At 72.8% G+C, this 13,142-nt stretch carries 13 protein-coding genes; 6 read left to right on the forward strand and 7 right to left on the reverse strand.

Annotation, left to right across the window (positions count from 1 at the left end):
* Positions 1-56: 56 nt before the first annotated feature.
* The 3 genes from N7925_RS15085 to N7925_RS15095 form a co-directional block, all read right to left on the reverse strand.
* Entirely contained in the window at positions 57-689 is a 633-nt protein-coding gene (locus tag N7925_RS15085) for a DUF1707 SHOCT-like domain-containing protein (protein WP_265600125.1), read from the reverse strand.
* Positions 690-904: 215 nt separating this feature from the next.
* Positions 905-2,425 carry an FG-GAP-like repeat-containing protein gene (locus tag N7925_RS15090; protein WP_265600126.1) on the reverse strand — a complete coding sequence of 507 codons (1,521 nt, stop codon included), beginning with the start codon at positions 2,423-2,425 and terminating at the stop codon, positions 905-907.
* A gap of 411 nt (positions 2,426-2,836) precedes the next feature.
* The gene (locus tag N7925_RS15095) at positions 2,837-3,280 is read right to left on the reverse strand and encodes a hypothetical protein (protein ID WP_274344131.1); all 444 of its coding nucleotides are present in this window, start codon (positions 3,278-3,280) and stop codon (positions 2,837-2,839) included.
* A 344-nt stretch (positions 3,281-3,624) separates the two neighbouring features.
* Between N7925_RS15095 and N7925_RS15100 the strand changes: the two genes are divergently transcribed.
* The 3 genes from N7925_RS15100 (at position 3,625) to N7925_RS15110 (ending at position 6,898) form a co-directional block, all read left to right on the forward strand.
* On the forward strand, positions 3,625-4,494 hold the full coding sequence (locus N7925_RS15100; RefSeq protein WP_265600128.1) for a helix-turn-helix domain-containing protein: 870 nt from the start codon (positions 3,625-3,627) through the stop codon (positions 4,492-4,494).
* On the forward strand, positions 4,469-5,275 hold the full coding sequence (locus N7925_RS15105; RefSeq protein WP_274344132.1) for an SAM-dependent methyltransferase: 807 nt from the start codon (positions 4,469-4,471) through the stop codon (positions 5,273-5,275). The genes N7925_RS15100 and N7925_RS15105 overlap by 26 nt, the downstream gene beginning before the upstream one ends.
* A 75-nt stretch (positions 5,276-5,350) precedes the next feature.
* Positions 5,351-6,898, forward strand: coding sequence for a PucR family transcriptional regulator (locus N7925_RS15110; RefSeq protein ID WP_274344133.1), 1,548 nt, complete (start codon positions 5,351-5,353; stop codon positions 6,896-6,898).
* A 36-nt stretch (positions 6,899-6,934) separates the two neighbouring features.
* Here the strand turns inward: N7925_RS15110 and N7925_RS15115 are convergent, their stop codons facing one another.
* Positions 6,935-7,735 (reverse strand): alpha/beta fold hydrolase, encoded by an 801-nt coding sequence (locus N7925_RS15115; protein WP_274344134.1) that lies wholly within the window; start codon positions 7,733-7,735, stop codon positions 6,935-6,937.
* Positions 7,736-7,771: 36 nt separating this feature from the next.
* On the opposite strand from N7925_RS15115, the gene N7925_RS15120 reads away from it, so the two are divergent.
* The 3 genes from N7925_RS15120 (at position 7,772) to N7925_RS15130 (ending at position 11,573) form a co-directional block, all read left to right on the forward strand.
* Positions 7,772-8,389 (forward strand): TetR/AcrR family transcriptional regulator, encoded by a 618-nt coding sequence (locus N7925_RS15120; RefSeq protein ID WP_274344135.1) that lies wholly within the window; start codon positions 7,772-7,774, stop codon positions 8,387-8,389.
* 155 nt (positions 8,390-8,544) lie between these two features.
* Entirely contained in the window at positions 8,545-9,357 is an 813-nt protein-coding gene (locus tag N7925_RS15125; RefSeq protein WP_274344136.1) for an SDR family oxidoreductase, read from the forward strand.
* 113 nt (positions 9,358-9,470) lie between these two features.
* Positions 9,471-11,573, forward strand: a complete 2,103-nt coding sequence (locus tag N7925_RS15130) for a serine/threonine-protein kinase (protein ID WP_274344137.1) — start codon at positions 9,471-9,473, stop codon at positions 11,571-11,573.
* A 114-nt stretch (positions 11,574-11,687) separates the two neighbouring features.
* On the opposite strand, the gene N7925_RS15135 is transcribed toward N7925_RS15130, so the two are convergent.
* From N7925_RS15135 to N7925_RS15145, 3 genes are all read right to left on the reverse strand, one after another.
* On the reverse strand, positions 11,688-12,179 hold the full coding sequence (locus N7925_RS15135) for a hypothetical protein (protein WP_274344138.1): 492 nt from the start codon (positions 12,177-12,179) through the stop codon (positions 11,688-11,690).
* A gap of 10 nt (positions 12,180-12,189) precedes the next feature.
* Entirely contained in the window at positions 12,190-12,645 is a 456-nt protein-coding gene (locus N7925_RS15140; RefSeq protein ID WP_274344139.1) for a VOC family protein, read from the reverse strand.
* Positions 12,646-12,865: 220 nt separating this feature from the next.
* Entirely contained in the window at positions 12,866-13,039 is a 174-nt protein-coding gene (locus N7925_RS15145; RefSeq protein WP_265600137.1) for a CsbD family protein, read from the reverse strand.
* Between the last annotated feature and the right edge of the window lie 103 nt (positions 13,040-13,142).

Raw genomic sequence — 13,142 nt, forward strand, 5'->3', positions numbered from 1 at the left:
GCCACGCAAGACGCCAGATCCGGGGGTACCCCACGTACTCCCGATACACGCCCTAGCTAGGAGGCGTCCAGCTTGCGTCGTTCCCGCTTGTTGGGGTGGCGGATGACCACTCCGCCCATGGTGCCGGACCCGGTGAGCCGGATCAGCGGGGTTCCCGGGAGCCGGTCGGAGGTGGTCTTGTCCGTCAGCCCGCCGATGCCGGGGTCGATGCCGCTGGTGTCCGCGACCCAGCCGTCGGGGATGACGACCGTGACCCCGGATGTCTCCGCGTAAGCCTCCACGACGACCTCCGCGAGACGGCACTCGACCCGGGTGAAGTCCAGGGTCACGCCCCCCACGCCTCCGTGGGCGATCACGTGTCCCGGAACCTCCCAGCGCCCGGGGCCCAGGGACGCGCCGAACATGCCGCCCTTCAGCACCAGTGGCGGTCGGCTCCCCGCTGCGGAGGCCGAGGCGGTGGCCGAGGAGGAGTGCGGCACCGGCAAGTCAGCAGTGAGGGTCGCCAGTTCGCCGTGCGTCTTGGCCGTCAGCGCCAGCTCCAGGCGTGAGTCCAGCTCATCGAAATCGATGCGCCCCTCGGCCGCCGCATCACGCAGCCGCTCCACCACGGCTTCCCGGTCGTCGTGAGAGGCACGGATTCCACCTGGAGGAACCGGGCGCGGGGAGGGCTCCGGATACTGGGCTGTCATAGCCGCAAGGATAGGCAGCCGGCGCGGCGACTGCGCAGAGACAACCCGCGAAGGTCCTGGGCGCACCCTGCCCGGGGTATACCGGCTCTCTCCCCGTCCGCGCCGCCGCCCCCAGGGCACCGAGGGACGACTACCGCAACCGCCTCCGCCACCAGCCGTTCGAGGCTGGTGGCGGAGGCGGTTCGTACGGAGTACGACGTGCTGTGCCGGTGGGACTAGTTGGCCGGCGGCGGGGTCAGGACGGGGGTGCCGAAGCTGCCGTTGCCCTTGCCCGGGTAGGCGAGGATGTTGCCGTTGGCGTGCAGGGCGACGAGGTCGTGCCTCTTGTCGGCGTTGAAGTCCGAGGAGTCGAGCAGGCGGATGTTCTGCCAGCCGTCACCGGTCTTGACGCCGGCGCTGAAGGTGCCGTTGCCCTTGCCCTCGTAGAGGTTCAGGCTGCCGTTGTCGTGTACGGCGTAGATGTCGATCCGGCCGTCGCCGGTGAACTCACCGCCGGCGATCAGGCGCATGCCGCCCCATCCGGTACCGGCCTGGACGCCGGGGGCGAAGCCGTTGCCCTTGCCCGCGTAGAAGAAGAGGGTGCCGTTGGTGTGGAGGGCCATCAGGTCGGCCTTCTTGTCGCCGTTGAAGTCACCGGCGCCGAGCAGGCGGAAGTGGTTCCATCCGGTGCCGACGATCGAGGACCCGGTGACGCCGCCCGTCCCGTTGCCGGGGTAGAGGTAGAGGCTGCCGCCGGTGTGGGAGCCGAGGATGTCCGGCTTGCCGTCTCCCGTGAAGTCGGCGGTGCTCAGCATGCGCATCCCGCTCCACCGGCCCGGGCTGACCTTCGCGGGCGCGCCGAATCCGCCCTGGCCGTCACTGGGGTGGAGGTAGAGGAGATCGTCGTCCGCGTCGACGGCGAGCAGGTCGCCCTTGCCGTCGCCGTTGAAGTCGGTGGACGTCATCAGCAGCGCCCACGACCGCTTCACGGTCGTCGCGATCCAGTCGGTCACGTCGTCGGTGCGCGTGGCGAGGGCGTCGGTGCGGGTCTCGGTCTCACCCAGGCAGCCGCCCTGGAAGGAGCGGGTGGCGATGCCCCGGAGCTCGACGCCGCCGGCGGTCTCGCTCAGCAGCGGGGCCCCGGTGTCCCCCTTGCACAGCGCGTCGTTCGCGGTGGCGCCGGACACGGACAGCTCGGTGGCGGAGACCGAACCCACCGTCATCGATGCCGCGTGGGCCGTGCCCGGCACCCACTCCGTCTTGGTGCGGCCGAAGCCGACCGCCCGCAGGGTGTCGCCCTGGCCCACGGGAGAGGCGCTCACCGTGAAGGGCGTGCTGCCGGTGGCGGGCTCGGCGAGACGGGCCATGACCAGGTCGCGTCCGGCGGAGGGAATCAACTCGACGACTTCGGAGACGTGTCCGCCGGTGCCCGACAGCGAGCTGCGGCCGATGGTCGCCGTGGTCTTCAGCGCGGGCTTGCCCGCGGGGATCTCCACCGATCCGCCGGGGGCGGCGGCGAAGCAGCTTGCCGCGGTCAGTACCCACTGGCGGTCGACCAGCGCGCCGGAGCAGGAGCGGGCGGTTTCGCGGTCACCGATGTGGAGGCGCGCGGTGGATGCCTGAAGAGCAGCGGGGGCCGCGGAACCGGCGACGGCCACGGCCTGCGTGCCGGTGAAGGCGGCAGAGCTCGCGGTGGCTGCCAGAACCGTTCCGAGTATGGCGAGGCGGGTGCTTGTGCGTGTACGTCTGCGGGGCACGGGCGGGATCATCCTTGCTGTAGTACGAAGGACGACGGGGAGGGAGCGTCGTCCGCTGCGGCTGGTGCGACGAGCTGCTCGGTGCCCGACCCGCCCGACGTCCCTCCCGTCGTCATACGGATCGACGCGTCGGCGTGATCCCGCCGAAAGAAATCCACCCCCTGGCCCGGGCATTGCCGATCATCGAATGAAATCAGCCGCTGGGAGATCCGAACAAGTGAAAGCCGACGAGTAAAGCATGGCAAAAACCGCTTCGCGGACGTGAGTTGTGTCACTCGCGCAAAGCTTGTAGAAATTCTGCACAGAATTCCGACCTGAGCGCTGCCGTCCGGCCGTCCGGCTGTCCGGCTGTCCGGCTGTCCGACCCTCCCGGTCAATCGGCCATCCGGCTATCCGGCTATTCCGGAAATCTCAGTCGTCCTGGCACTGAGTGGTGGACAGCACCAGGGAGACAGGCTCCGTCTGCTGGTTGGAGGCGGAGACACGGGTGGTCTGGCGGCTGAGGCGCAGCCCCATGGCCGTGAGGGCGTCCGTGTCGTAGAGCGCGCACAGGAGCGCCGCCGCGGCGGGCAGCGACAGCGGGGTGGCCGGATTGTGCCCGAGCAGGGCGGCCGTGTCCGGGTCGTTGAGGGCGGCCTGGCCGGCGTGGGCGAGTACCTGGCGGGGGTCGTCGACGACGAGCTCGTCGATCTGGATCCGCTGGGCACGGACGCGCAGGTCGAGCGGGCGGGCCGGGGTGGGACTCGGGATCCCCACGACGGACCGGAGCTTCGGGTGGGACGGGCGGTTCAGGTGGGACGGGTGGTTCAGGTGGTTCAGGTCGGTCAGGTCGGTCAGGTCAGTCATGTTGTTCATGCGGTGGGCTCCAGAGAACGGGCCGCCGGAACGACGGTGCGCGGAACGGCAGTGCACGGAACGGCTGGGGCGGGCGGCGGGGCTGGGGCGGGAGCTGCTGGGGCCGAGGACGGGGGCTGGCTGCGTACGGTGTTGGCGGTGGGGGCAAGATCGGTCCGGTCTCACCGAGTTGGCGTGTGGTCGAGTCGGACATGCTTACCTTGAGAGCGCCGTGCGACCGTCGCAAGATGCGCTGTGTGCACTGTGCGCAGACTGCGCGGAATGTCGGGTAGATCGAGCCGAAACGGGACCGGAGCGGTACGGCAGCGGGATCGGGACGGGACCGGAACGGGGAGGGGGAAGCCGTGGCGCGCGAGAGGTCGGGGCGGACGGCGCGGCATCTGGTTCTCGTGGCCCGCCTGCGGCGACTGCGTGAAGGCGCCGGTCTCTCCGTCCCCCAGGCCGCCACGCAGCTGGGGTGGCATCCCACGACGCTGCGGCGGCTGGAACAGGCGCAGACCTCCCTCGACGTGGGGCAGGTGTCCGCCCTGCTCGCCGCCTATGGGGCGGGTGCGGCGGAGGCCGACGACATCATGGGGCGGCTCAACGCGGCCAACATGCCCGGCTGGTGGCATCCGTGGCGCGATGCGATGGCACCCTGGCTGATGGACCTGATGAGCGTGGAGTCGGCGGCCGGCGTCGTACGCACCTGGGACCCGGCGCTGGTTCCGCTGCTGCTGCGGACCCCGGCCTACGCGATGGCCGTGGACGAGATCAGGTGCCCCGACCGGGACGCGGCCGGGCGCCGGCGCCGGGCGGACTTTCTGGTCGAGCGTCAGAAACGGCTCCAGGAACAGCAGACCCGGCTCTGGGCCGTGCTCCCCGTCACCGCGCTGCGCGTCCGGGTGGGCGGCGACGACGTGATGCGTGAGCAGCTCAGGAGCATCCAACGGCTGGCGGAGCGGGGCGATGTGACGGTACAGCTGCATCCGGAGTACGCGCCGCCGCACCCGCTGACCGGCGTCCCGGCGCTGACCCTCTACCGGGTGGAGATCCGGGAGATCGCCGACCATGTGGTGCGGGAGGGCGGACTCCCCGGCACGGCGGAGGTGTGGGACAGCCCCCACCCCGTGCAGACGTATCAGGGAATGCTGGACGTGTCGTGCGTGATGGCGATGCGGCCGGCCCGAACAGGAGAGGTGTTACAGGATGAGTACGACCGGAAATGGGCCTGAACTGCCCGCGCAGATCGATACGAGCGTCGCGCACTCCGCACGTGTCTGGAACTACTGGCTCGGCGGCAAGGACAACTTCCCGGCGGACCGGTCGGCGGGCGACGCCTACCGTGAGAAGTACCCGCTGATCGAGACGTTCGCGAAGGAGTCGCGGGACTTCCTCCGCCGTACGGTCACCCACCTCGCCCGGGACGCCGGAATCCGCCAGTTCCTCGACGTGGGCGCCGGGTTGCCCACCGCGAACAACACGCACGAGGTCGCCCAGCGGATAGCCCCGGACTCCCGGATCGTCTACGTCGACCACGACCCCCTGGTGCTCCTGCACGTCCACGCGCTGCTGACCAGCACCCCCGAGGGCGCCACCGCCTACGTCGAGGCGGACATGCGCGACACCGAGACCGTGCTCACCGGGGCGGCCAAGACCCTGGACCTGACACAGCCCGTCGCCCTCGTGATCAGTGACGTCCTCGGGCACATCGTGGACTGGGACGACGCCCTGTCCCTGGTGCGGCGGCTGGTGGACCGCCTGCCCTCCGGCAGCTACCTCTCGCTCAGCCACTCCACCGCCTCGGACGACGCCCACCGGGCTGTCCAGGACGAGTACAACGCGAGCGGCGCGATCCCGTACATCTTCCGGGAGCCGGAGACCACGATCGCGTTCTTCGAAGGGCTGGAGATGGTGGAGCCGGGCATGGTGTCCTGGCCCAACTGGCGGCCCGACGCGAACACCGGCACCACCACGGCCCGGGCCGGGTGGGGCGCGGTCGCCCGCATTCCCTGACCCACGTCCGCAACTGCCGCGCCGCGCGCGGAACTTCCCGCGCGCGGCGCGCGCACGGCCCGCAGAGGCTCGCCCATGAGCAGCACAGGCACGACCGGCCACGGGGCCACCGGCCCGCGGGATGCCCGGCACGAGCGGGAGGCTGCGGCCAGGCACGAGTGGGAGGCTGCGGCCCGGCTGCTGCGGGCAGCGACGCGCTCCGGTGCGCACCTGATCGCCGAGGCCGCGTCCCTGGTCCAGGGGTGGGCGGTACTGGCCGACCCCATCGCCGGGGCCGTCTACAGCACCCCCGCAGCCGCTGCGGCCGACGGCGTGCACGCGGCCGCCGCGCCACTGGAACACCCGCACTGCACGCAGCACCCGGCGGCCGGAGCCGTCCTCGTCCTGGCCCCGGCGCCCACCGTGCCCCCGGGGCACGCCTGCCACGTCGCCACGACCACCGCGGCCCTCCTGGAGGTGCGCGGCCAGCGGGCGGCGGAGCTGCGGGGCGAACAGATGCGGCTGCACACCACCCTCATCCGGCTGCTACTCGCGGGCCACACCGCCGCCGTCACCGAGACCCTCGGCGGGAACAGGCTCACGCATGTCACGGTCTACCGGCTCTCGGGCCCCGACCTGCCCACCGCCCACGAGGTGCTCTGGCGGGCCGTGCGCCCTTCCCTCGCCCCGCACGCCGACGCCTGCACCCTGATCGGCCGGCCGGACGGCGAGCTGGTCGTCGCCGAGCTCCACCACGGCGGCGACGACGGGCGGATCCTGCGCCTGGTCTCCCGGCTGTGTGAGCGGCACCACCTGCTCGCGGGCATGGCCGGGCCCCTGCCCCTGGCCGAGACGCCCACCGCCCACAGCGACGCCGCCGCCGCCCGGCACAGTGCCACCCCCGACTCCCGCATCGTCCCCGCCGACGCCGTGGGCACCTCCCGGCTCGCCCCCCTCCTGCCCGCCGCCCCGTACGCCCGCTGGGCGGCGTCCGTGCTGCGCCCGCTGTCCCCGGCCCACCAGCACCTGCTCCTGGTCTGGCTCCGCGCCGGCAGCAAGCCCCGCGCCGCCGCCGCGCTGGGCCTGTCCGCCGGCACGGTCCGGGCCCGGATACGCGACCTGTCCCGGCTGCTCGGCGCGGACCTGGAGGACGCCACCGTGCAGGCGCATCTGCTGCTCGCCCTCCGCGCCCCAGCCCCCGCCCCCGACCTGGACCTCGCCGACGCCGGGGCCGGAGCCGACGCCGATGCCGGCATCCGCCTCAGCAGCAGCCGTAACCGCAGCAGCGGCGGCCGTCCGGCCGGTCCCGCCCGGCTGGAGGCGCTGCCGGACGAACTCCTGGACACCGAGGCGGCCCGGAGCTGGGCCGCCGGCCTGGTCGGCGGTCTGGAGCCGCACCTGCGGATCGCCCTGGCCTGCTGGCTGCGCCACCACGCCCGAACCGCCCCCGCCGCCGCCGAACTGCACGTCCACCGCACCACCCTGGCCGGCTGGCTCACCCGGTGCGCCGACCACCTCGCGCGCAACCTCGCCGACGCCACCGTGCGCGCCGAGGTCCACCTCGCGCTGAAGGCCACCCGGAACGGTCCCGACGACCCGACGGCGCTCCCCCGGCGCGGCGGCCGCACCTACCGCCGCCTGTGACGGACGTCGAGCGGGTGGCCGGTTGCACGACAGGGCCTAGCGGGCGGCGGCCAGGCCACCGATCAGGCGGCCCAGCTCCGCCGGTGCCTGGAGGTGTGCCATGTGCCCCTGGCCGGGCAGCTCATGGACCCCGGCGTGGGGAACGCGCCGCGCGACGTCGTCGAACGACGTGCCGTACGGGGCCCTTCCGCGGCTGGTCCCGCCGACGATCAGGTCGACGCGGTCCGCCCGCCGGGCGAGGGCCTCCGGCGCGGGCTCCCCGTACAGCGCGGCCAGCTCGGCGTACAGCGGCCCGGCGAGCCGGCACAGGGCCGCCCACACCTCGGGGTCGGCGCGCAGGGCGTCGACGGCCGCCCCGTCGAGGCCGGCGAGGCGCCGGTGCACGATCTCCACCGCCCCGCCCGGGTCCGCCGCCTCCTGTGCGGCCTTCAGTCCCGGCAGCACGTCCAGGCCGAACGGGCGCATCACCGGCTCGTAGGCGATCACCTGGCGCAGGGGCCGTTCGTCGGCGGCCACCAGGGCGATCAGCCCGCCGTAACTCCAGCCGAAGAGCGCTTGGGCGCCGCCCAGTCCGTCCAGCACCACGCCGAGGTCGGCCACCTCGGTCCGCAGGGAGTACGCGCTGGTCATCGGCCCCGAAGGCGCGCGGCCCCGTCGGTTGACGACCGCCACCGACGGCCAGGCGTCCACGGCGGTCGCGACCGTACGCCAGCCGTAGGCATCGCTCATCGCCCCGGGGACGACGACGAGGCCCGGCGCGTCCGGCTCCCCGTACACGTCGACCGTGACCCAGCTGCCGCCGGCCACCGAGAACCTTTTCCGAATCGATTGCTCCATAAATTCATTATGGTGCGATCGCTCTACAATGCAAGGGTGCCCCAGCCGAAACGTGGACGCCCACGAGCCTTCGACCGCGACCGCGCCCTCCTGGACGCCGCCCGCCTCTTCTGGCGACGCGGATACTCGGGGACCTCGACCCGCGACCTGACCGCACTGCTCGGGCTCTCCACCTCCAGCCTCTACGGCACCTTCGGCAGCAAGGCCGGCCTGTTCGAGGAAGCGGTACGGACCTACGCGGAGCGCTACCGCGAGATCTACCAACAGGCCCTCGCTACAACGGACTTCCGGGCCGCCGTCGAACGCGTCCTCGTCGACTCCGTCCACGAGTTCACCCGGCCCGACGACGAACACCCCGGCTGCCTGCTCAGCAGCGCCGCCATGGCCGACAGCACCGGCACACTCGACACCAGCGCCTACTTCGCCGAACTCCAGCACTCCAACGAGCGGGCCCTGAAAGCCCGCGTCGAACGCGCCGTCCAGGAAGGGGAACTCCCCGCCGACACGGACGCGGAGGCCCTGACAGGACTCATCCAGTCCCTCTGGCACGGACTGTCGGCGCGGGCCAACCTCGGTACGGACCGCGAGAGTCTCCTCGCGACGGCACGGCTCGCCCACGAGCTGATCTGCGGGCGCCGGGGGCCGGCCGCGTGACCCGCGCGGCGGCCGGCCCGGACGGGGGAGGTCGCACCACACCGCGACGCCCCCGGGCGAACGGTCCGCCCGCAGCTCAGCGCAGGCGCAAGAGCGTCGCCCGCGTGTCCGGAAAGGCCATTGACGTACGCGTACGGGTCACGAAGGATCACCGCGTGACGAACACCGAACAGCCCCCGCCCGCCTCCGGACCGGGCCGCCCCATCGCCCTCATCACCGGCGTCGGCCGCAGCATCGGCATCGGCGCGGGCATCGCGCGGCGGCTGGCGGCCACCGGCTGGGACATCGCCTTCACCTACTGGACGCCGTACGACCGCCGCATGGACTGGGGCGCCGAGCCCGGGGCCGCCGCGTCCATCGAGAAGGAGCTGGCGGAGGCAGGGGCCCGTACGGCGGCGATCGAGGCGGACCTGACCGACCCCGACGCGCCGACCCGCATCTTCGACGAGGCGGAACAGAGCCTCGGCGGGCCGGTGACCGCACTCGTCCTCTCGCACGCGGAGTCGGTGGACTCGGGGCTGCTGGACACCACCGTGGAGGCGTTCGACCGGCACTTCGCGGTGAACTCCCGGGCCAGTTGGCTGCTGATCCGCGAGTACGGGCTCCGCTTCCGCAGCACGCCCGGCACCGTCCCCGGCACCCCGACGGGCAGGATCGTCGCGCTCACCAGCGACCACACCGTGGGCAACCTCCCCTACGGGGCCAGCAAGGGGGCCCTGGACCGCATCACGCTGGCCGCCGCGCACGAGCTGGGCCACCTCGGGGTGACCGCGAACGTCGTCAACCCCGGCCCGGTGGACACCGGCTGGATGAACGACGAGTTGCGCGAGACCCTGGCGCGGGGCACCCCGCTCGGCCGTCTCGGCACCCCGCTGGACACCGCCCACCTGGTGGGGTTCCTGTGCTCCCCCGAAGGCCAGTGGGTCAACGGCCAGTTGCTGAAGAGCAACGGCGGCGCGGCGTCCTAGGCTCCCCTCCGTACCGCCGATCGCCCGGGCGCGAACCGGCACCTCGCGCCAGCGCGTCCGAGCAGGACGTAACGTCTAATCTGGCGTGGTCCATGTAGTGCACAGGGGGTCGTATGCACAACGAAGACAGGACCGGCAGAGCGGGCGACGAGGCCAGGGGTCCCGAGGACCGCCGGTCGGACGACGACCCCCGACGGCCGGACGCCGGGGCGCCGCAGGAGTGGCCGAGCACGCCGCCTCCGCCGCACGACGATCCGCCCTCCCCCCGGACCGTGATCGACGGCCGCTACGAGCTGCTGGAGCCGATCGGCAGCGGTGGGATGGGCGAGGTCTGGAAGGCCCACGACCGGCGGCTGCGCCGGTTCGTCGCCGTGAAGGGCCTCCTCGACCGGAACTCGATGACCGCCGCGACGCAGACGGCGGCCCTGCAACGGGCGCGGCGCGAGGCGGAGGCCATCGCCAAGATCGAGCACCAGAACGTGGTGACGGTCCACGACCAGGTCGAGACCGACAACCAGGTCTGGATCGTGATGAAGCTGCTCGAAGCGAGGTCCCTGGGGGACCTGTTGAGCGGCGACGGGGTCCTCCCCGTGCCGAGGGCCGCGAACATCGGCCTCCAGGTCCTCCAGGGCCTGCAAGCGGTCCACGCGGCATCGGTCGTCCACCGCGACGTCAAGCCGGGCAACGTCCTCGTCCGCGACGACGGCCTCGCGATCCTGGTGGACTTCGGCATCGCCACCTTCGAGGGCGCGGACCGGGTGACCCGGTCCGGAAGCGTCATCGGCACCTCCTCCTACCTGGCACCCGAACTCTTCGCCCCCGCCTCCCCGGGCCCCACCCCCGCCTCCGACCTGTGGGCGCTGGGGATCACCCTGTACGAGATGGTCGAGGGCCGCGTGCCCTTCGCCGGGCACGAGGTGTGGGAGGTCCAGGAGAACATCCGACAGTCCCCCGACCCGGCCCTCCGCTACGCGGGGCCTCTCGCCCCGGTCATCCAGGGGCTGTTGATCACGGACCCGCGGGAGCGCCTGGACGCCGCCGAGGCGGAGGCGATGCTCCGCGAGGTGCTCGGGGACCCCGCCGCGCCGAACGCGGCCCGGGCCGCCGCCGCGGCGACGCACCCGCCGACGGCCGTCTCCCCTCCGAACCCTTCCACTCCGAACCCCTCGACGCCCACGCCCGCGCCGGTGCCGGCGCCCGGCCCCGCCGTCCCGCCGCCCGCACCGGCGCAGGCGTCGGGCGGGCCGCCCGGCCGGTACCGGGGCTGGAAGGCGGCCGCGGCGGTGGCGTGCCTGGCCCTGCTGGCCGGCGCGGGCTGGCTGGTCTCCCAGGGCGACGGCGAGAAGGGCGGGGGCGGCGACGACCGGGCGGGCTCGGTGCAGGGCCAGGGTGACGACGGGGGCGCCGCCGGCAGCGGCAGCAAGGAGCGGTGGAAGGACACCCACCCCACCCTGAAGATCGGCGTCAAGGACGACCAGCCCGGCCTGAGCAAGTTCGACAAGAAGACGCGTACGTACCGGGGGTACGACGTCGACCTGGCGTACGCGATCGCCGAGAGCATGGGCTACGGCAAGGGCGAGGTCGCCTTCACCACGGTCGCCACGGACTACCGGAGCACCGCGCTGAAGACCAAGCAGGTGGACCTGGTCATCGCGTCGTACAGCATCACCGACGACCGCAAGACCGCCTCGCCCGGCGGCTACAGCGTCGACTTCGCGGGCCCGTACTACGACGCGAGCCGGAGCTTCCTGGTCCGCGAGAAGTCGCGCAAGTACACGATCAACGACTCCAGCGACCTGGTGGACCTGCGCGTCGAGGTGTGCACGGCGCGGGAGTCGACGTACGAGACGGAGCTGCCGAAGCGGGGCTTCACCATGGCGAAGTCGCAGCCCAACACCTACCAGGACTGCCTGGACAAACTGCTGGACCCGGAGTCCGACGTCTACGCGGTGGCCTCGGACGACATCATTCTCGCCGGATACGTGAAGGCCAACCCGGGCAAGGTGCGGCAGCTGGAGCCCATCAACGGCGCGGAGGGCTACGGCGTGGCGATGCGGCCGAAGAGCCCGCTCCTGAAGGGCGAGGTGTGCTCGGCGCTCAGGACGATCCTGGCCGGCCGGATCTGGGAGGACATGTACACGGAGAACCTGGCCGACCTGGTGGGCAAGGACAATCCGCCGGGCCGCCCGGATCTGACGGAGTGCGAGGGGTTCTGAGGGGTCGCGGGACCGACGGTGCACCAGGGCTCCGGCCCGCGAGCCGACGGTGCACCAGGGCTCCGGCCCGCGAGCCGACGGTGCACCAAGGCTCCGGCCCGGGCCGCCCCGGGCTCAGCGCTCGGGGAACCGCTCCCCGCACCGGCTGCAGAAGACCGGTGCGGGGTCCTGGGAGAGCCGCCCGCACTCCGGGCAGACCCGGTCCAGCATGCAGGGCCCCTCGCCGCCCTCGTAGGCCCCGGCCGGCGGCTTGATCGCGAGGCCGGGGCGGCGGCGGTGGACGGTGAGGTACACGAGCCCGGCGGGCCCGGCGACCAGCGCCCGCCGTGACGTGCGGGGCAGCCAGAGGACGGCGCCGGGCCCCAGCTCCAGGGCCCCTCCGCCCTCCGCCGTCCTGACGCTCCCCCGGCCCTCTAGCACGACGAGGAGCACATCGAGCACGTCCTCCTGATGCTCACCGACCGCGGCGCCCGCCGGCAGGCGCACCAGGTTGGCGTCCAACTCCCGCCCCTGCTCGGCCAGATGCCACAGCGCGCCACGCGCGCCGGGCTCGGCGGAGGCGAGCAGTTCATCGAGGACGGCGAGGATCCGGGGAGCGGCGTTCACGGCGTCCAGGCTACGCGGCCGCCGGGGTGGGCGCGCCGGCCGCCGCCACGCAGAACTCGTTGCCCTCCGGGTCGGCCATCACCACATGGTTCTCGTCGACCTCCGCCAGCACGGACCCGCCGGCCGCCACCAGCCGCGCGGCCTCCGCCCGGACGCGGGCCCACCGCTCGGCGGGGGTGCCGTGGCCCGCGATCCGCACGTCGATGTGCAGCCGGTTCTTCGCGGTCTTCGGCTCGGGGACCTTGAGGATGGAGAGCCGGGGGCCGACGCCGTCCGGGTCGCAGAGCCAGGCCCCGTCGTCCACCGTCTCACCCTCCGGCAGCTCGAACTGGGCGAGCCACTCCTCCCGGGTCGCGTACGGCGGCGGCGGGGGCAGGTCCACATAGCCCAGGGCCGACTTCCAGAAGGCGGCGAGGAGTTGGGCGTCGACGGCGTCAAGGGTCAGATCGATGCGTGCTGTCGTCATGGGCAGGACCGTACGGGAGGCCCCGGGCGATCGCATCCACGTAAAGTGACCCACCGCCCGCTGCCCACCGCCCACTACCCGCCCGCCCGCCTCGCCCGGAGGGCCCGGAACGGACGGACGGACGCGGCACGACAGGACAGGGCCCCGCTGGAGGAGAGACTCCGCGGGGCCCGGTGTCGGCGCACAGTGACGACATCGGTGTCGTCGCACAGTGACGCCGTCAGTCCTTCAAGGTGTCCTTGATCTTCTCCTTGGCCTGGCGGCCATCCCCCTTGGCCTGCTCGGCCCTGCCCTCGGCCGTGAGGCGCTCGTTGCCGACGGTGCGCCCGGCGACTTCCTTCATCTTGCCCTTGGCCTGCTCGGTCTTGGCCCGGCTCTTCTCGTCGGCGGCCATGTCACTCACCTCTCGCTGGGCTCGGCGTTGCGGTCTCCCAGCGCCTGACCCCCGCAGGCCGCTTCAAACATGCCGACCAGGCACTCGACCACGACGGCCGCCG

The organism is Streptomyces sp. CA-278952, assembly GCF_028747205.1.
Lineage (GTDB): Bacteria > Actinomycetota > Actinomycetes > Streptomycetales > Streptomycetaceae > Streptomyces.